This is a genomic window from Breznakia sp. PFB1-19, from assembly GCF_029893935.1.
Classification (GTDB): domain Bacteria; phylum Bacillota_I; class Bacilli_A; order Erysipelotrichales; family Erysipelotrichaceae; genus Breznakia; species Breznakia blatticola.
Genome location: NZ_JARXXJ010000012.1, coordinates 36,897 through 56,841 on the forward strand (window position 1 = coordinate 36,897; position 19,945 = coordinate 56,841).

Sequence of the window (19,945 nt, forward strand, 5' to 3'; positions counted from 1 at the left end):
ATTATGTTATTCCTACTAAGTTTATAGGCTTATCTGTTGACGTGTGGATAATATGTGGTATTATGAGAGTGTAAAGAGAGAGATACCTTTGAATTAACTGCTGATAATGGGCAGTAATTCTTAAGATTTATATTCCTATTAATATGATAGGCATTATAGTTGACTACCCCCTCAGTTATGCTAGAATGTGCATGTAAATAAAGGTTACTCTATTTACAAACCGCGATGTGTAAGCGGTTATTACTTAAATCTAAATTCCTACCAAAAATATAGGTTTAAGTGAAAAATCCCTCTATAAACACACACAACACACACATTTATTCATTCGACCAATCCATGTCGCTAAACTGGATTTCCCTTAGATATTAATTCCTACTAATAATGTAGGTTATGATAAGTATATAGTTTAGAAAGTATTAAATTGTGAAACAGAATATGACGAAAGGGGTCAGAGATGTATGAAAAAGCAAATTAGTATTATATTGGTGATGTTAATGATAGCATCCGGATCAATGTTCTCATTGAATCGTTTTAATGAAAATGCGTTAGCAAACAACGCAATTGAACAAAAAGTGGATATGCAAATGGAGTATGATAAACCAGAAACAATCCAAAAACAAATTAAAGAGAAGTTTGCACAAGACAATGAAAAAGTAATCCATATCGTTAACGAAAGTGCACGTGGTACAGATTCTAAATTACATGATATCTATCGTGTAGAAACAATTAGTGATAGTAATCCAGTAATTGAAGCTGAAAACCCAATTGCCGAACATATATATATGGTTCACGTACAAATGAAAGATACGAAAGCTCCAGTAATTAAAGCAAATGATCTTACATTATCTGTTGGTGATACATTTACAACTGATGATTTAGAAGCAAGTGCTTATGATGTTGTTGATGGTGATTTACCAATTGAATACGTGAAAAATGATGTAGATAGTACAAAAGCAGGAACATACGAAGTCATTATGGAGGCAACAGATGCAAACCATAATACATCACGTAAAAGTGTTCAAGTAGTAGTGAATGAAGTAGAACAAACGACTGAAGAACAAAGCGGTTATACAGGATATAGTGAACCTACAAATACAGTTAGTACACCAGCGTCACCTACTTATACTACGCCAGCACTAGACCGTAACAATTTGTATGTACGTGGATGGAAAATTGTTGTTGGAAATGATGTAAGTGATGGAGTCATTCGTTCATATATGAGTGAACTACAAGGATTGCCAGCAATCTTTAATAACTCGAACTTACATACCATCACAATCGATAATAGCTTGTCATATCCATATTTAGGAATGGCATATAGCGATGGTCGCTTGTGGCTAAATGGTTCTGCATATTATGCAACAACAGCATTACATGAAATGACACATATGTATGACTATGCAAACAATGCATCAGGTAACTTGGAAGGTATCTTCCAAGCAGAAAAGAATAACTTGCCTGCTAAATTTAGTGGAAACATGCGCGATAACCGTTATGAATGGTTAGCAAACCTTGTCGTATATTACTATTATGATCAAGGTACATTGCGAGCAGCAGCTCCACAATCATACAACTATGTACGTAATTTACTTAACTAATAGAAATTGCTGAAATCATGTTTTCATAATTATATAGTTGCATACATTATGCAACAGAGAAAGTCCAGGAACCCCCTTACCTGGGCTTTTTTCTTGCTGTAGACGTAATATATATATATATATATTAGTTTGATATTAAAAATAGATATATGATAAGTAAAAGGAGGGTTGGTTATGAATCAATCTATGAAACGAATAGGAATTATAATTAGCGTAGTTAGTTTATTGTTGATTTTAGGTTTCACATATGGAATTCAAGCAGATGTTGGTAAAGGTAATTTTGCATATATACAACTGACTTTAATTGGATGCTTTATTGCGATGATATATGCTTCAAAAACAGGAAATCGTAATTTGCTGATATTGATTGTCGTGTTGTCAATTACCTTCTGTGCTATTTGTCTTACCTATGTAAATCTTGCAGATAAACCACTATATAGTGAATTGGAATCAGTTTATCAGAATATATCTTCACTTGTATTTGGATATGTGGGTTTCAATATCGGTTTATTGATGCAGCTACTTCGTTCAAATGAAAAGATAATTGTAAATGAAAAAGTGTCTACTTGATGTAGGCACTTTTTCATATATGAATTAGTCTTTCATGATGGCACCTTTAGCGGCGCTATCAACAAGCATAGAATAACGTTTTAACCATCCATGTTTCACGTTTGGCTCTTTTGGTTGCCATGCTTCTTTACGCTTTGCAAGTTCTTCATCACTTACATCCACGTTAATTGAATACGCAGGGATATTGATTTCAATCATATCTCCTTCTTGAATGAGTGCAATGTTTCCACCAGCAGCAGCTTCTGGACATACGTGTCCAATACTTGCTCCACGACTCGCTCCTGAGAAGCGGCCATCTGTAATTAAAGCTACTGTTTTATCAAGCTTCATTCCAGCAAGTGCACTTGTTGGGTTTAACATTTCACGCATTCCAGGACCACCTTTTGGACCTTCATAACGAATCACTACAACATCACCATCAACGATGTTTCCTTTGTAGATGGCATCGATTGCTTCTTCTTCGCTATCAAATACACGTGCAGGTCCTTTGTGTTCTAACATTTCTTTAGCTACTGCACTACGTTTAACGACACATCCTTCTTGTGCGATATTACCAAACAAGATAGCAATTCCACCTGTTTTTGAGAATGGTGTTTCAACTGGTTTAATTGTATCTGGGTTGCGGTTGGTAATTCCTTTGATGTTTTCACCAACAGATTGTCCAGTTACTGTGAGTGCATCTAAATCCAGCAAGTTTAATTTTGCTAGCTCATTTTGTACGGCAGGAATTCCTCCAGCTGCATTAAGATCTTGCATGTGTGTATCTCCGGCAGGTGCTAAGTGACAAAGGTTAGGTACTTTTTCACTCATTTCATTAAACATATTTAAATCTAATGGGATTCCAGATTCATTAGCGATAGCTAATAAGTGAAGGACACTGTTTGATGAACAACCAAGAGCCATATCACAAGCTAAAGCATTACGAATACTTACTGGATTGATAATGTCGCGGATTTTAATATCTTTTTCGACCATTTCCATAATTTGCATACCTGCGCGTTTAGCAAGTTGTGTTCTACGACTTGAAATAGCAGGGATGGTTCCATTACCTGGTAAAGCAATACCTAGTGCTTCACTTAAACAGTTCATTGAGTTTGCCGTATACATACCTGCACATGAACCACATCCAGGACATGAATTTTCTTCTACATCGAGTAATTGTGCTTCATCAATGATACCTGCTTTATAGGCACCAACTGCTTCAAATGTTTTGGATAGAGAAACTTCTTCACCAGCTACATTTCCTGCAAGCATAGGTCCACCACTACATACAACAGTTGGAATATTGATGCGACTTGCTCCCATGATCATTCCAGGAACGATTTTGTCGCAGTTAGGGACTAAGACAAGTCCGTCAAGTGCATGGGCAATTGTCATACTTTCAACAGAGTCTGCAATCAGTTCACGTGAAGGAAGTGAGTATCTCATACCTTCATGTCCCATTGCAATTCCATCACAAACCCCAATCGAAGGAATTTCAATTGGGGTACCACCGGCCATACGAACTCCAACTTTTACCGCTTCCGCGATTTTATCTAGATGAATATGTCCAGGTACAACTTCACTATGTGCACTTATTACACCAATTAGTGGTCGATCCAATTCTTCTTTTGTATATCCCATTGCATAAAACAAACTACGTGCAGGTGTTTTTTCTACACCTTCCGTAACATTTGCACTTCTTAGATTTTTCTTATCAATCATAGTTCTACTCCTCTAAACGGTTTTTGATACGTTGCAACTTGTAAGTCGCTCGCTTTTCTAACATTGTATCATCAATGTCGCATATAAGCTTGATTTGATCAATCATAATTTGTACATCAACAATTTCATCAATGATATCTTCTTTATTATCGTAACCTCTTTTAAACTTTGAAATCGCTTGGATTAACTCAGCAAGTTCTTCCATTGCACAGTTGGTTTGTGCATCGACTCCCCAAGTTTTGATCGCTAGTTTCAATATTTCATTTCGATTCATAATGTAGAAAAAGAAGGCAAGCTGCCTTCTTTAATTATTTCTGTAACCAGCTGTACATACTACGTAATTCTTTACCAACTTTACATAGTTCTGTAGATGCTTCTTTTGTACGTGTAGTTAAGAATTTTGCTTTGTTTCCAGCTTTCATTTCTTGGATAAATTCACTAGCGAATGTTCCATCTTGGATTTCTGCTAATACTTTTCTCATTTCTTTACGTGTTTCTTCAGTAATCATACGTTTTCCAGTGCGGTAATCTCCGTATTCCGCTGTATTTGAAATTGAGTAACGCATCATTTCAAATCCACCTGAGTTGATTAAATCAACGATTAATTTCATTTCGTGAACACATTCGAAGTATGCCATTTCTGGTTCATATCCAGCTTCAACTAATGTTTCAAATCCTGCTAACATTAATTCTGTAACCCCACCACAAAGAACTGCTTGTTCACCGAATAGGTCAGTTTCAGTTTCTTCTTTAAATGTTGTTTCAAGGATTCCTGCGCGTCCAGCTCCAATTCCACAAGCGTATGCTAGTGCGTAGTCTTTTGCTTTACCACTGTTGTCTTGGTGGATAGCGATTAGAGAAGGGACACCTTTTCCTTCTGTATATTCACTACGTACTGTATGTCCAGGTCCTTTAGGTGCAACCATGATTACATCAATGTAGTCAGCTGGTTGAATTTGGTGGAAGTGAATGTTAAACCCGTGAGCAAACATTAACACGTCTCCATCTTTCATGTGTTTTTCTACTTGGTTTTTGTAGATGTCTGCACATGTTTCATCTGGTACTAACATCATTACAAAGTCAGCAGCTTTTGCAGCATCTTCAACAGACATTACAGTTAAACCTGCAGCTTTTGCTTCTTCAACACTTTTACTTGTTTCACGTAATCCAACAATTACGTTCACTCCACTATCTTTAAGGTTTTGTGCATGTGCATGTCCTTGTGAACCATACCCAATAATTGCGATAGTTTTTCCATCCAATAAACCTAAATTACAATCTGTGTCATAATATTTCTTAATCATCTTGTTCTCCTCCTCAATCGTCTGAATCCGTATTACTTAACGGACCTCTTGAAATACCTGTAATACCAGTTCTACAAACTTCGATAATCTCATAACAATCCATGAGATCCATGAACCCATCGAGTTTTTCAGGTGCTCCTGTTAACTCAACAATGAGAGAATCTTTGCTTAAGCTAATAATTTTCCCCCTATATATATCGACAATCTCTTTGATTGCAGAACGTACTTTTTTATCTGCACTAACTTTCATCAGTAACAGTTCGCGATATAAACTACTTTCTTTTTCTAAAGTGAAGATGTCTTTAACAACTTCTAGCTTTCGCGTTTGTGTAAGAATCTGTGATAACGATTGATCATTACCGATAAATACAACGGTGATTCTAGAAATGCTAGGATCGTTTGTTGCACTCACAGTAAGAGAATCGATGTTGAAGCCTCTTCGCCCAAATAAGCTAACAATACGGGTAAGTACATTTGCTTTGTTTTCAACAAATACGCTAATAATTTCTTTTTTCATGTTATCCCCCTTACCTAACCGATCATCATGTCTTCAATTGTTCCACCGTTTGGAATCATTGGAAGTACACGCTCAAGTTTATTGATTTCACAATCGATCCATACAGGACCATCACTTTGTAGTGCTTTAGTAAATGCATCTATGAACTCTTCAGGAGTGGTTGCACGATATCCAGTTGCACCAAATCCTTCTGCGAGTTTCACAAAGTCGGTTTTCCGTTGTGGTTCGGTTTGTGAGTAGTGTTTATCATAGAACACAGTTTGCCATTGGTATACCATACCAAGGACATGATTGTTCATAATGATGGTAATGATTGGTAAGTTTTGTGAGACTGCTGTACATGCCTCATTTAAATTCATATGGAAACTACCATCTCCAGTAAAATGGATAACGCGTTTATCTGGTTGTCCAAGTTGTGCTCCAATAGCAGCACCATATCCATATCCCATCGTTCCAAGACCACCACTTGTTAAGAATGATTTTGTGTTCTTGTGTTTAATGAACTGTGCAGCCCAAAGTTGGTGTTGTCCAACGTCGGTTACATAGATGGTTTCTTTATCGGTAAGCTGACAAGCTTTTTGAATTACTTCTTTTGGTCGAAGTGGTGCATTTTCTAAAGGAACATTGATATCCTTTTTCCAACCATGCACTTTTTGGACCCAATTCTTATGGTCTGCTTTATCCACAAGTGGAATTAACATCTCAAGAGCTTCTTTAATATCAGCAACAACATCGTAGTTAATCACAACGTTTTTATTGATTTCACTTTCATCGATATCAATTTGGATAATTGCTGCATTTTGCGCAAAGCGATTTGGATTTAATGCAACACGGTCTGAGAAACGTGTACCTAAAGCAATAACTAAATCCGCTGCATCTACTGCGCGATTGGCTGCCATGCTTCCATGCATTCCAATCAATCCTAAGTTTTTTGGATCATCTGCATCAAGAATACCAGCAGCCATTAGTGTATACGTTGCTGGTGCATCAATCTTGTCTAAGAATGTTGCAAGTTGTTCTCTAGCATCAGAACTCGCAACTCCTCCACCAAAGTAAACAACTGGTTTTTTTGCACTGTTGATTACTTCTGCGATCTCTTCAATTTTATCTGGGTTGATCGTAGGATGTGGTGCAAGTGGTCTAGGCTTCTCTGGTGTAAACTCACAAAGTGCATTTGATACATCTTTTGTGACATCGACAAGTACGGCACCTTTACGTCCTTCTTGTGCGATGCGGAATGCATCACGTAATGCATCAGCTAAGTCTTCTACACGATTAACGAAATAATTGTGTTTTGTAATTGGTAATGTAACTCCTGTAATCGATACCTCTTGGAATGCATCACGTCCAATGAGATCATCTGTTACATTGGCAGTGATAGCGACCAGTGGGATGCTGTCCATTTGTGCAGTTGCAATTCCTGTAACCAAGTTTGTTGCTCCTGGCCCACTTGTTGCAAAACATACTCCCGTTTTACCTGTCGCTCTTGCGTATCCATCAGCTGCGTGTGCAGCACCTTGTTCGTGTGCTGTAAGTACATGCTTAATTTGCTTTTGGTAATCGTACAAAGAATCATAGATAAAAAGGGCGGCACCACCAGGGTAACCGAAGACAGTATCAACACCATGTTCCATTAATATTTCCATAATGATTTGTGAACCTTTTAGTTTCATATTCTGTTCCCCCTTTATAACTACACTACATTATATATAATAATATTCATTATATCGAGTTATTCGCGAAATGCAAGAGAATATGAAAGAAAATGTAAAAATTTGTAACAATTTGGTGTATAATGAAAATGTTTTCAATGTTTTTGCTAAAAATCAAGTAAAAAACATAATAAAATAAGTGATATCTAAAATTGTATCCGTACATAAATAGCGTATAATAATAGGATGAAGGAAGTGATAAAATGAAGATAGTTGAAGAGGCATTATTATTGAATCATTTAGCGTCCGCTTTAGCGCTTACAGAAGAACATGATGAAGTATTAATCAAACGTAGTGAAGGTCAACCAGTGGTGATGATGTCACTTGCAGCATACAATGAATTAAAAGCACAAATTTATCGTGCAAAAGCAAGTGGTGAAGGTTATGAAGACTAAAATTTTCACAACCGCTGAAATAAAGGAAATCAAAGACTATATATATAAAGGAAAGGTCATCGCATTTCCTACAGATACGGTATTCGGGGTTGGTGTAAGATATGGAAATCCCGATGCACTTGAAGCATTAAAACAAGCAAAAGATCGCGATCGTGATAAGCCCATTCCAACGATGGTAAAAGATTTGCAACAAATCAAAGCCATTGCGAATGTGGATTGGAAAATGGATGCACTGTATAAACATTTTATGCCAGGAGCACTCACGGTCATTGTAAATAAAAAGGAAGAAATTCCAGCATATGTAAGTGATGGGAAGCCAACCATTGCGATTCGTATTCCTGATGATGCATTTGTTTTAGATATGTTGGAAGAAGGACCGATGTTGGTCACTTCAGCAAATGTGTCAGGACAAACACCAGGAAAAGATGAAACAGAAGTACTGCAACAACTAGATGGACGAATCGATGCAATCGTAATTGGTCAAGCGAAAGAAAATGTTGCAAGTACAATCGTAGATCTAACAGGTGAAGACGTTCGTGTAGTTCGCGAAGGAAAGTATTCACTTGCACAGATACAAGCAGTATTACAGGAGGAACAGAAATGAAAATTGCATTAGCATGTGATCATGGAGCTTATGATTACAAAGAAATTGTAAAAACGTATGTACAGGAATTGGGTCATGAAGTTGAAGACTTTGGGACACATGATATATCCTCCATGGATTATCCAGACACGGTATATCCTGCCGCTAAATCGGTCGCAAAAGGAAGTAATGATTGTGGGATTGTACTATGTACAACAGGAATTGGTGCAAGTATTACAGCTAATAAAGTTGTTGGTGTACGCTGTGCATTAGTTAGTGATATCGTGAGTGCAAAACTCACAAGAGAACACAACGATTCCAATGTACTTGCCTTAGGACAAGGTGTCATTGGTGAACTTGTAATGAAAGAAATTGTACGTATTTGGTTAGAAACAGAGTTTTCGAAAGAAGAAAAACACCAAAGACGAATCGATAAAGTATGTGTCATAGAGGAGAAAGAACTAGATGAAAGATAAAGAAATATTTGATGCGATTCAAAAAGAAGCAGATCGCCAATTATACAACATTGAATTAATTGCTTCAGAAAACTACGTAAGTCAAGATGTGCTTGATGCAGCAGGATCTGTACTAACAAACAAATATGCAGAAGGATATCCAGGAAAACGCTACTACGGTGGATGTGAATACGTGGATGTTGTTGAAGACTTAGCACGTGAACGTCTTAAAGAACTATATGGAGCAGAACATGCAAATGTACAACCACACTCTGGTAGTCAAGCAAACATGGCAGTATATTTAACTGTATTACAACCAGGAGATAAAGTGCTCGGTATGGATTTAGCAGCAGGTGGGCACCTTACACACGGACACCCATTAAACTTTTCAGGACTTCTATATAACTTTGTTAGTTATGGAGTAGACAAAGAAACAGAAGAAATCGATTATGATCAACTGCGTGAAATTGCTTTAACAGAAAAACCAAAACTACTAGTTGCTGGAGCAAGTGCGTATAGTAAAATTATCGATTTTGCTCGAATTAAAGAGATTTGTGATGAAGTTGGATGTTACTTCATGGTAGATATGGCACACATTGCAGGGTTAGTTGCTGCAGGATTACATCCAAATCCGGTTCCATATGCAGATTTTGTGACAACAACAACTCACAAAACCTTACGTGGACCTCGTGGTGGAGTTGTAATGTGCAAAGAAAAATTCGCGAAAGATTTAGACCGTTCGGTATTCCCAGGAATGCAAGGTGGTCCATTAATGCATGTCATTGCCGCAAAAGCCGTATGTTTCTATGAAGCATTACAACCAGAATTTAAAACTTACCAAGAACAAGTAATCAAAAACATCAAAGCATTAGCAACTGTATTAACAGAAGAAGGATTCCGTTTAGTTGCTGGTGGTTCAGATAATCACTTATTATTAGTCGATGTGAAAAAATCATTTGGTCTTACGGGAAAAGCATGTGAAAAAGCATTAGATAAAGCAGGAATTACATGTAATAAAAATGCCATTCCTTTTGATGAGGAAAAACCATTCACGACAAGTGGAATTCGTTTAGGAACACCGGCGATGACAACTCGTGGATTTAAAGAAAAAGAATTTGAACAAGTTGGACGTTGGATTGCACGCGCACTTAAAAACATCGATGATGAAGCAGAACTTGCAAAAATCAAAGAAGAAGTTCGTGCGTTAACAGTTAACTATCCAATTGTTAGAGGAGCATAAAATCGTGTTAAAGAAATTAATATTGTCGTTTTGTATGATTGGGATGCTAGTTGCATGTTCTGGTGAAAAAACAGAAGATGAGAGTAATGTGCAAGATACAAAAGAAGAAGAAAAAGAAAAAAGAAGTGAAGAGTTAATTCAAGTGAGCAAGGCATATACAGATGATATGCTTGCAGTTAAGATGTTTGTCTCAGTTGATGGTGTAGAAAAAGAAATTGATCTTGTCTTATTTGAAGAAGAGGCACCAAAAGCGGTAGAAAACTTTATCACACATGCAAAAGATGGATACTATAATAATGTATCCTTCCACCGTGTTATCCAAGATTTTATGGTACAAGGTGGAGATCCAGAAGGAACTGGACGTGGTGGAGAAAGTATTTGGGGTAGTAGCTTTGAAGATGAATTCTCAAGTCACTTAATCAATGTACGTGGTGCATTATCAATGGCCAACAGTGGACCAAATACGAATGGTTCACAATTCTTTATCGTACAAGCAACTTCAAGTAATGGATTTAGCCAAAGCTATGATAATTCAAATGCAAACTACGACAACATCAAAGATGCATATCAAAGTCTAGGAGGAACTCCTTGGTTAGATGGTGTGCATACGGTGTTTGGAATGGTTGTTCATGGTATGGATGTTGTAGATGAAATGGCTTCACTACAAGCTGACCAAAATGGAACGCCAGGAAAAGATATTCACATAGTGCGTATCGAAGTTTGCACATATAAAGATATAAAATAACAGGGTAACCTTCAGACGATGTTTGAAGGTTTTCTTTCGTTCACATGGATTTCATTTGTTTATGGTGCTTGTTGTGGTAAAATTATTGAGCGAGGAAAGATTATGGACGAAAACAATACACGTAAAATCAAGGTTGAAAAGCATGTATGGCCTGATGAATTAGAAGAACTACGTAAAAAACGAAGAAAACAAATTCTAACTGTTGCACTATGCATTGTATTTTTCTTAGGGGGATACCTATTTAATCATGTGACAAGTGCAACACCAATGATCAACAACAATAATGGATCATTGGAAAGTGAATCAAGAAAATTCAACGAAATTTACGAAATCATGCAAAATGAATGGTACTTTGGTAAAGATGAAAAAGATATTAGCGAATACTTACTGGATCAAAGTATCTTTGGATTAGCAAACTACAATGAAGCAGATCCACATACACAATATTTAAACGCTGAAGAAGCAGAGAGTTTAATGACTTCATTAAGTGGATCCTTAACAGGAATAGGAATTCAGTATTACCGACAAAATGATACCATTCTAGTAGATAAAGTATATAAAGATTCACCAGCTGAAAAAGGTGGATTAATTCAAGGAGATGTCATTACCAAAGTCGATGGAGTGGATATTACAGATGTGGACATCGATAAGATTAAAGAAATGATCATGGGAGAAGAAGGCACAAAAGTACGTGTTGAAATCAAACGTGGTTCAGAAGTGAAAACAGTAGAGATGACACGTGCAACCATTTCCATTACTGCCTATGGATATGTCAGAGATGGTGTAGGAATTATTGAATTGTCTTCATTTTCAGATAACACAGCGGATGAAGTAGCTGCATATGCAAAATCATTTAAGGAACAAAACGTAAAAAGCATCGTGCTTGATTTACGTAATAATGGTGGTGGTTATGTGCAAACTGCATTGGATATCGCTGGAATCTTTATGGGTTCAGGAAAAACTGTTATTTACCAAGAAGATAAAAATGGAAATTTAACATCTTATGAATCAAGTAATGTTGAAGATGAGTATACATTTGATCATTATGCAATTTTAATGAACGCAAATACAGCAAGTGCGTCAGAATTACTAGCCGCTGCTTTCCAAGAACACTTGGATGCAACCTTAGTAGGAACAAAAAGTTATGGAAAAGGTACAGTCCAACAATCCATTGATTTCAATGATGGAAGTATCTTTAAATTTACAGTTGCGGAATGGTTAACACCAAGCAAAGAGAAAATTAATAAGGTTGGATTGAAACCAGATGAAGAAGTCAATTTACCAACTGCATTAACCTTTGCACCTAGTGCAGATACAACTGCATACAAAGTAGACGCTGTTGGTGCAGGGATTCAAGATGCGCAAATCTATTTGGATTTCTTAGGTTATGATGTAGATCGTCAAGATGGATACTACTCACAAAAAACAGCAGATGTAGTAAAACAATTTGAAAAAGATAACCAACTTGAAATTAGTGAAACGATCAATGATGATATTTTAACTGCTTTAAATTCAGCGTGTGCACGTAAATGGCATGATGAAAAAGCAACATTGGACGTACAATTATTAAAAGCGATTGAAGTCGTAAAATAGTAAAGACAAAGCCTGGAGAAATCCAGGTTTTTACGTTTAAAATCACATAAAAGTAGGAGGTTGGATTTCTATACAAAGTAGGCCTTCTATGGTAGAATGATGCATACAAAGGGAGGATGCTATGGAAGAACAATTGTTTCAGTTGGTAAGTGAATTCCAACCACAAGGAGACCAAATTCACGCAATCGAAGAGTTGACGCAAGGAATTCTTGATAATAAAAAAGAACAAGTCTTACTAGGGGCAACAGGTACTGGTAAGACCTTTACTGTATCGAATGTAATTGCGAAGGTAAATAAACCGACATTGGTGTTTGTCCACAACAAAACACTTGCTGGACAATTGTATACGGAGTTTAAAGAATTCTTCCCACATAATCGAGTGGAATATTTCGTATCAAATTTCGATTACTATCAACCAGAAGCCTATATTCCCACAAGTGATACATATATTGATAAAACAACAAAGCAAAATGAAGAACTTGAGATGCTTCGTATGTCTGCAGTAAATAGTGTATTGGAACGTCGTGATACGATTATTGTTGCTTCGGTAGCTTGTATCTATGGTAGTAGTGATCCATCCATTTATCGTGGAATGTTTATGAACATTCGAGTGAATGAACAAATTGATCGTAAAGAATTAATTGGGAATCTTGTTGCTCGTCAATATGTGCGTAACGATATGGACCTTAAAAAGGGTACCTTCCGAGTGCGTGGAGATAGTATAGAAATTGGACTGGGATATACAGATGATTACATTTTACGTATTGAATTGTTTGATGATATTGTGGAACGAATTGTAGAAGTCGATCCATTAACTGGAAAAGTACACCAAGGATATCAACTGTATAATATTTATCCAGCTAGTGGATATGCCACACCAAAAGAACAAATTGAACGTGCTTGTGTAGGTATTGAAAAAGAACTGGAAGATCGTTTAGAATTCTTCCGTGCGGATGATAAATTACTAGAAGCACAACGTTTGGAACAACGTTGTTCATATGATGTAGAAGCACTTCGTGAATTTGGAGTTTGTCCAGGTATTGAAAACTATTCACGTCATATTGATGGACGTGCTCCAGGCCAAATGCCATATACCTTATTTGATTATTTCCCAGATGATTTTTTAATTGTTGTGGATGAAAGTCACGTAAGTTTACCGCAAATCCGCGGGATGTTTAATGGTGACCGTGCTAGAAAAACAACCCTTGTAGATTATGGATTCCGTCTACCAAGTGCGCTAGATAACCGTCCATTACGATTTGAAGAGTTTGAAGGAAAAGTCAATCAAGCAATCTATGTAAGTGCGACACCTGGTGATTATGAACTTGAAAAAACGGATGGAGAAATTGTCGAACAAATCATTCGTCCAACCGGACTCTTAGATCCAAATGTGGAGATCCGTAAAACAATGGGACAAATCGATGATATTGTGGATGAAATCAACAGTCAAATTGAACGTGGCGAAAGAACTTTGATTACTACGTTAACAGTGCGTATGGCAGAAGAATTAACTGCCCATCTAAAGCAACTGGATTTCAAAGTTGCATGGTTACACCACGAAGTCACAACCATTGAGCGTACAGAAATCATTCGTGAACTACGTCAAGGTAAATATGATGTACTAGTTGGGATTAACTTGTTGCGAGAAGGGCTAGATATTCCTGAGGTTAGTTTGATCTGTATTCTTGATGCAGACAAAGAAGGATTCTTGCGAAGCAAACGTTCACTTGTCCAAATTATTGGACGTGCAGCTCGTAATGAACATGGACGTGTCATTATGTATGCAGATAAAATGACGGATAGTATGCAATATGCAATCGATGAAACCAGTCGTCGTCGTGCAATTCAAGAAGCATACAATAAAGAACATGGAATTACACCAAAAACAATTATTAAACCGATTCATGAAGCATTGCACTCTGTAGAAACAAAAGAGATGGCAAAAAAATACATGAATAAAGATAAGAAATTGTCGAAAAAAGATAAAGATAAGATGATTAAGAATATTGAGAAAGAAATGAAAGATGCCGCAAAAGTTCTAGATTTCGAACGTGCAGCAGAACTTAGAGATATACTATTGGAGTTACGTAATGAGTAAGCAACAAAATCGTAGAATGTATTTATTTTTAGTCGTTGTTGCTGTTGAGATTATGGCGGCAAACTTTGCCCATCCAATCACCCCTACATTATTAAAAAATCTACACATGCCAGACTATATGTTTGGCTTTGTGTATGCTGGGATGTCATTTACAAACTTTCTGTTTTCACCAATGTGGGCAACCCTAGGCAAACGCCTTGGTAGTAAAAAGACATTATTAATTTGTTGTTGTGGGTATGGACTTGGTCAATTCCTATTTATGGTATTTAAAACACCAATTCTTATTATGATTGCACGAATGGTTAGTGGGTTCTTTGTTGGTGGAATCTTCGTAAGTCAATTAACGTATATCATTCATAAAGCAGATTATGAAAATCGTGGGAAGTTTTTGGCACTCAACGCAACTATACAAACTGTGTTTGGTGCATTTGGGTTTATGATTGGTGGATTTAGTGGATTGATATCGACGGAGTTTACATTTATGTTGCAAGTTGTCACACTTGTAGCCAGTGGAATCTTGTTCTATTTTATTTTAGAAGAGGATAAAGAAATCCAAACTGAAAAATTCTCATTTTCTAAAGAAGCAAATCCATTTCGTGCATTCTTCAATGCGCGTAAGTTTATGAATGTTGGATTTGTTGTGTTGTTTATCGTCGTATTTTTAACGTCATTAGCAACAACAACGTATGATCAAAGTTTGAACTATTATCTTAAAGATGTATTCAATTTCAACTCAAGTTATAACGGAATCATGAAAGCAGTAGTAGGACTAATTTCCTTACTTGCCAATACAACAATTTCTTTATGGATTATGCGTCATACCAATGTGGCAAAATCATTTGTTGTAGTTTGTATGATTGCAGCATTACTACTCTTTGGGGTGTATATGAGTGTAGATGTTATTCCATTTGCGTTCTTCAATATTTTATTCTTTGGAGCTAATGCGATTTATATTCCACTCATTCAAGACTTGTGTGCAAAACACGCAGATGAAGCACATAGTGGAGAAGTTATGGGATTTTATAATTCAATGAAGTCTATGGGGATGGTTATTGGTGGTGTGTATGCAGGAGCGATTTACACGATTGGACCAAAGTTATCCTTCTTATCAAGTAGTATCTTCTTTGGATTATCTGCTTGTTTGATTTTTATTTTGGTAATTAAAAGAGTACTAAAATTCAAATCATAAAAAACTGTGTTTGATAGAATGAGGGGAACATGAAAAATAAAAAAACCATATTATTAGTAATAAAAATAGCAATCGGATTTGTACTGTTTGCTGCATTGATGCAATTCTATTTGAGTTATGATTTCTATATGGATATTGAATCGGAAGATCTACTTATTTACTTAGTGATGCCAGCGACTATTTATTTGATTATTCTAGGTGGATTAATCACAAGTTACTTTATCATCAAAAAGAAGAATTAAAGTATTTTAGTATAGGACTTATAAGTTTTCATAGACAAATCATGTGGACTAAAAAGATACTCAAAAGTTAACGCTGTACATTAAAAAATGTATGGTGTTTTTTTATTGGTGTGCTTACTTTTCTATGTGATTTCACTTGTATTCTTTCAATATTGTAATGTGAATAAAACCATCGCTAGTTTGTCTTTCAATTTGGCTATGGTATAATTCTATATGCGAGGTTAGACCTATGGGACATATACGAAGTTTTTTATACGACTTTAGACATATTTATACATTGGAAGACAAATTGATTGTAATCATGTGTGCTTCCTTATTTTTACCTTATGTAGTATCGATTGCCACAGTTATTGGAATCGCGATTTATGTATTGGTAAGAAAGAAAATGCCAATGATCATGAAAAGTGTAAAACGAGCAAATTTACTATTTATGTTTGCTATTTATCTTTTTGTTGTATCCTTACTATTTCAAAACTATTTAGGTGCACTATTAAGTGTAGGAATGGGAGCGATATTTATTAATGTTGTGTATTTTCGAAAATATATACATCGCAGCTTACTTGAAATTGTAATTAACGTTATGATTGTGCTAAGCATTGTTAGTGTGGTGTATGCAATTGGTGAAAATATTTACTATATGAATAATGTAGATGCTATGCACGGTTTTTTTGATATCCAAAACAAGCCAGAACATCGCGTTCATACATTCTTCTTTAATGCGAATTATTATGCCATGATGTTAGTGTTTTCAAGTACATTTTGTGTACATCAATTTATGTTTACAAGACCAACATCAAGAAGAATATTCTATGTGATTGCCGGAGTGATCAACTTATTTGGTATTTTCTTAACTGGAGGTAGAATTGCTTGGTTATGTTTAGCAGTTGCACTTCTAGGAATGCTATTGGTGGCAAAATGGTATAAAACGTTTATTGCAAGTATTGCAGGAATAGGTGCGGCATTAGGCCTTCTTGCATTAAAACCTGGATTACTACCACGTATTGCTTCACAAGGATTGAGTATTGGTAGACGCTTGCACATTTGGCAAACCGCATCATTGATGGTAAAAGATACATGGTTGTTTGGAAAAGGTCCGTTGACGTACTATCACTTCTATCCAAATTACTATAATGCATATGTTGATAAATGGGGAGCTTCTCATCTATCAAAACGCTTAGGAATTTCTGCACCACATACACATTCAATGTTTATTGAACCATTTATTTCTTTTGGTTTAATCGGAACGATTTTTATTGGTGGATACATACTAAGCCAAGTAAAACGATACATTCGTATGATTGCTCGTCGTATTGATGCAAGTACTGCAACTCTAATTACTGGGGTACTACTTAGTACGATTGCATTCTGTATTATTGATTTTCCAGTTTTCTGGGTTCAAACAGGAACACTCTTCCTTTTGATTTTAGGATGTAGTGAAATGAATAAGAAGGAGTTAGAAGCATGAGTGTAATTCATATTGTAGAAGTTGGAGCGTATATTGTGATGTTTGCTTTAAGTATGTGGGCACTCACTGCAGTACGTTTTGATAAACTATGTTTTACAAGCAATCCACAAAAGGTTCGCTTGTTGTTGATATTGCTGTCATTTGCACTTTCGTATTTGGCAACACAGTTTCTATTTAGCTTAACCATTTATCGATAAAGTGTTAGTGAGGGAAATGTATGAAGTTTAATTTAGATGAACGAAGTAAGAAGACCGTATACATTGGTGGGCTAGTTGCATTTATTGCGATAGCTATTTACTTTTTCTTCAGCAATTTTGAAGTATTGAAGGTGTGGGTAAATAATGTATTCCAAGTATTAATGCCATTTGTGATTGGGTTTGCGATTGCCTTTTTAATGAATCCAGTCATGATGATGTTAGAAGAAAAGGTATTTGCCAAACTACCATTCTCTAAAAAAGCAATACGAAATATCTCTGCGATTATTGCAGTTATCTTTGGTGTGGTGGTTGTGGGTTTGCTAATCTTTGTCATTGGAAATCAAATGCGTGATTCGTTGGACCATTTACTTGCAAATTATGATAATTATTTGAAGACATTTGAAACGTTTATGCAAGATACATTAAACTTCTTTCACATTGACCAAGCTGAAATGCAAGGTATTTTAGAATCTAGTGAAGATTTACTTGGTGATTTATTAAAGAATATTCAAGCGTATGCACCAACGATCTTTAATTTTGGGTTAGGATTTATTTCACTTATCATAAAAGTGCTAGTTGGAATTATTGCTGGTGTGTATATGTTGATGGATAAAGAGCGCTTCATTTCACAATTTAGAAAATTAAACCAAGCGATTTTTCCAAGTAAGGTGTCTACATTCTTTGAAGATTTCTTTCCAGTATTACGTAGAATCTTCTATGACTTTATTGTTGGTAAAGCCTTAGATTCACTTATCATCGGGATCATATGTTATGTTGGATTGGAATTATTAGGAATCAGCTATGCACCGTTTATTAGTGTAATTGTAGGAGTTACGAATATGATTCCTGTATTTGGTCCGTTCATTGGAGCAATCCCAGGCATATTTATCTTACTATTAGTTGAGCCAATTCAAGCATTATATTTTGCAATCTTTGTCTTTGTGTTGCAACAATTTGATGGAAATATTCTTGGACCAAAAATCCTTGGAGATAAATTAGGGATACCAAGTTTCTGGGTACTATTCTCAGTTACAGTTGGTGGCGCATTATTTGGGTTTGTAGGTATGTTTATTGGAGTGCCAGTTTTTGCGGCTTTATACTACTTAACGAAACAATTTGTCGATTATCGATTGGCACATAAACCAACCCAAGAAGATACAGAAATATAAGCAAGATACGGGGTTTTGGTACATACCAAGATTCCTTTTTTTATACATTATGGTCATGAAATAGTTGAAATATGTAAAAAATAGTTTTCCTCTAGCAAATCTTTTCATTTCAAACATTTGTGCTATAATGATAAAGCGTGAAAATGTATGAAATTGTAGAAAGCGAGGAAGATGATGTTTTTTAGCAAAGAAGTTGGTATCGACTTAGGTACAGCAAACTTATTAATTTATGTTAAAGGTGAAGGAATCGTCGTTGATGAACCTTCTGTAGTTGCGATAGATGCAGATAGCAAACGCTGTTTAGCTGCTGGTAATGAAGCGAAAGATATGTTAGGTAGAACACCTGGTAAAATCTTAGCAATTCGTCCATTAAAAGATGGAGTGATTGCTGATTTTGAGGTAACTGAAATTATGCTTAACTACTTCTTAAAGAAAATCAATATTAAAGGGATGTTCAAACGTCCAACAATTTTGATTTGTTGCCCAAGTAACATTACAAGTGTAGAACGTAATGCGATCCGTGACTGTGCATACCGTGCAGGTGCGAAGAAAGTATTTATTGAAGAAGAACCAAAAGTAGCTGCCGTTGGAGCTGGTTTGGATATTAGTAAACCAAGTGGATGTATGGTACTTGATATAGGTGGGGGAACTACTGATATCGCAGTTTTATCATTAGGTGAAATTGTAACTAGTACATCATTAAAAATCGCTGGGGATACATTAGATAAAGATATTATTAAATATGTAAAAGATAAAAAGAAATTGTTGATTGGTGAACGTACAGCAGAACACATCAAAAAAGAAGTGGGTACAGCTTGGCCAAAAACAAGAAAAGAATCTGTAGAAGTAAGTGGACGTGACCTTGTGACTGGATTACCACACAAAATTACACTAACTAGTGCTGAAACAGAAGAAGCAATGCGTGAGCACCTTGTGCAAATCGTAAGTGCTTGTAAAGTTGTTCTTGAACAAACACCTCCAGAATTAAGTAGTGATATCGTAACTCGCGGTATAGTTATTACAGGTGGTGGTGCCTTGTTACATGGAATTGATGAACTGCTTGCAAATGAACTAGGAGTTCCTGTATACATCGCTGAAAACGCATTAAGTTGTGTTGCTGAGGGATGTGGAGTTCTATTAGAAAACCTAGATATCGTTAGCTAAGGGGG

Annotated in this window: 20 protein-coding genes; 15 read left to right on the forward strand and 5 right to left on the reverse strand. The window is 36.0% G+C overall.

Annotation, left to right across the window (positions count from 1 at the left end):
- Nucleotides 1-458 precede the first annotated feature (458 nt).
- Both M2098_RS07160 and M2098_RS07165 read left to right on the forward strand, forming a co-directional pair.
- Nucleotides 459-1,598 (forward strand): hypothetical protein, encoded by a 1,140-nt coding sequence (locus M2098_RS07160; RefSeq protein WP_280683147.1) that lies wholly within the window; start codon nucleotides 459-461, stop codon nucleotides 1,596-1,598.
- A gap of 174 nt (nucleotides 1,599-1,772) precedes the next feature.
- Nucleotides 1,773-2,168, forward strand: coding sequence for a hypothetical protein (locus M2098_RS07165; protein WP_280683149.1), 396 nt, complete (start codon nucleotides 1,773-1,775; stop codon nucleotides 2,166-2,168).
- Between the two features lie 24 nt (nucleotides 2,169-2,192).
- Here the strand turns inward: M2098_RS07165 and ilvD are convergent, their stop codons facing one another.
- The 5 genes from ilvD to ilvB are packed head-to-tail and all read right to left on the reverse strand — an operon-like array spanning nucleotide 2,193 to nucleotide 7,366.
- A complete protein-coding gene (gene ilvD / locus M2098_RS07170) occupies nucleotides 2,193-3,872 on the reverse strand; it encodes a dihydroxy-acid dehydratase (protein WP_280683151.1) in 1,680 nt (559 codons plus the stop codon).
- 4 nt (nucleotides 3,873-3,876) lie between these two features.
- Complete coding sequence (locus tag M2098_RS07175) at nucleotides 3,877-4,128, reverse strand: hypothetical protein (protein ID WP_134170772.1); 252 nt, start codon at nucleotides 4,126-4,128, stop codon at nucleotides 3,877-3,879.
- Between the two features lie 52 nt (nucleotides 4,129-4,180).
- Nucleotides 4,181-5,176, reverse strand: coding sequence for a ketol-acid reductoisomerase (ilvC, locus tag M2098_RS07180; protein ID WP_134170770.1), 996 nt, complete (start codon nucleotides 5,174-5,176; stop codon nucleotides 4,181-4,183).
- A 13-nt stretch (nucleotides 5,177-5,189) separates the two neighbouring features.
- Nucleotides 5,190-5,693, reverse strand: a complete 504-nt coding sequence (ilvN, locus tag M2098_RS07185; protein WP_134170768.1) for an acetolactate synthase small subunit — start codon at nucleotides 5,691-5,693, stop codon at nucleotides 5,190-5,192.
- Between the two features lie 14 nt (nucleotides 5,694-5,707).
- A complete protein-coding gene (ilvB, locus tag M2098_RS07190; protein ID WP_280683158.1) occupies nucleotides 5,708-7,366 on the reverse strand; it encodes a biosynthetic-type acetolactate synthase large subunit in 1,659 nt (552 codons plus the stop codon).
- A gap of 242 nt (nucleotides 7,367-7,608) precedes the next feature.
- Here ilvB and M2098_RS07195 point away from each other — a divergent pair, with 242 nt between their 5' ends.
- The 13 genes from M2098_RS07195 (at nucleotide 7,609) to M2098_RS07255 (ending at nucleotide 19,940) form a co-directional block, all read left to right on the forward strand.
- Entirely contained in the window at nucleotides 7,609-7,800 is a 192-nt protein-coding gene (locus M2098_RS07195; protein ID WP_134170763.1) for a hypothetical protein, read from the forward strand.
- Nucleotides 7,790-8,404 (forward strand): L-threonylcarbamoyladenylate synthase, encoded by a 615-nt coding sequence (locus tag M2098_RS07200; RefSeq protein ID WP_280683161.1) that lies wholly within the window; start codon nucleotides 7,790-7,792, stop codon nucleotides 8,402-8,404. Before M2098_RS07195 ends, M2098_RS07200 begins: the two co-directional genes overlap by 11 nt.
- Nucleotides 8,401-8,859 (forward strand): ribose 5-phosphate isomerase B, encoded by a 459-nt coding sequence (gene rpiB / locus M2098_RS07205; protein WP_280683163.1) that lies wholly within the window; start codon nucleotides 8,401-8,403, stop codon nucleotides 8,857-8,859. The genes M2098_RS07200 and rpiB overlap by 4 nt, the downstream gene beginning before the upstream one ends.
- Nucleotides 8,849-10,078 carry a serine hydroxymethyltransferase gene (glyA, locus tag M2098_RS07210; protein ID WP_280683165.1) on the forward strand — a complete coding sequence of 410 codons (1,230 nt, stop codon included), beginning with the start codon at nucleotides 8,849-8,851 and terminating at the stop codon, nucleotides 10,076-10,078. Before rpiB ends, glyA begins: the two co-directional genes overlap by 11 nt.
- Nucleotides 10,079-10,082: 4 nt before the next feature.
- Nucleotides 10,083-10,823, forward strand: a complete 741-nt coding sequence (locus M2098_RS07215) for a peptidylprolyl isomerase (RefSeq protein WP_280683167.1) — start codon at nucleotides 10,083-10,085, stop codon at nucleotides 10,821-10,823.
- Between the two features lie 102 nt (nucleotides 10,824-10,925).
- A complete protein-coding gene (locus tag M2098_RS07220; protein WP_280683169.1) occupies nucleotides 10,926-12,416 on the forward strand; it encodes a S41 family peptidase in 1,491 nt (496 codons plus the stop codon).
- A gap of 121 nt (nucleotides 12,417-12,537) precedes the next feature.
- Entirely contained in the window at nucleotides 12,538-14,514 is a 1,977-nt protein-coding gene (gene uvrB, locus M2098_RS07225) for an excinuclease ABC subunit UvrB (RefSeq protein ID WP_280683171.1), read from the forward strand.
- Entirely contained in the window at nucleotides 14,507-15,703 is a 1,197-nt protein-coding gene (locus M2098_RS07230) for an MFS transporter (protein WP_280683173.1), read from the forward strand. Before uvrB ends, M2098_RS07230 begins: the two co-directional genes overlap by 8 nt.
- A 29-nt stretch (nucleotides 15,704-15,732) precedes the next feature.
- Nucleotides 15,733-15,945 (forward strand): hypothetical protein, encoded by a 213-nt coding sequence (locus tag M2098_RS07235; protein ID WP_280683175.1) that lies wholly within the window; start codon nucleotides 15,733-15,735, stop codon nucleotides 15,943-15,945.
- A gap of 229 nt (nucleotides 15,946-16,174) precedes the next feature.
- On the forward strand, nucleotides 16,175-17,410 hold the full coding sequence (locus tag M2098_RS07240) for an O-antigen ligase family protein (RefSeq protein ID WP_280683177.1): 1,236 nt from the start codon (nucleotides 16,175-16,177) through the stop codon (nucleotides 17,408-17,410).
- The gene (locus tag M2098_RS07245; protein ID WP_134170746.1) at nucleotides 17,407-17,607 is read left to right on the forward strand and encodes a DUF1146 family protein; all 201 of its coding nucleotides are present in this window, start codon (nucleotides 17,407-17,409) and stop codon (nucleotides 17,605-17,607) included. The genes M2098_RS07240 and M2098_RS07245 overlap by 4 nt, the downstream gene beginning before the upstream one ends.
- Before the next feature lie 20 nt (nucleotides 17,608-17,627).
- Nucleotides 17,628-18,776: an AI-2E family transporter gene (locus tag M2098_RS07250; RefSeq protein WP_280683179.1), complete on the forward strand. Its 1,149-nt coding sequence runs from the start codon at nucleotides 17,628-17,630 to the stop codon at nucleotides 18,774-18,776.
- Between the two features lie 174 nt (nucleotides 18,777-18,950).
- A complete protein-coding gene (locus tag M2098_RS07255) occupies nucleotides 18,951-19,940 on the forward strand; it encodes a rod shape-determining protein (RefSeq protein ID WP_134170861.1) in 990 nt (329 codons plus the stop codon).
- Nucleotides 19,941-19,945 lie beyond the last annotated feature (5 nt).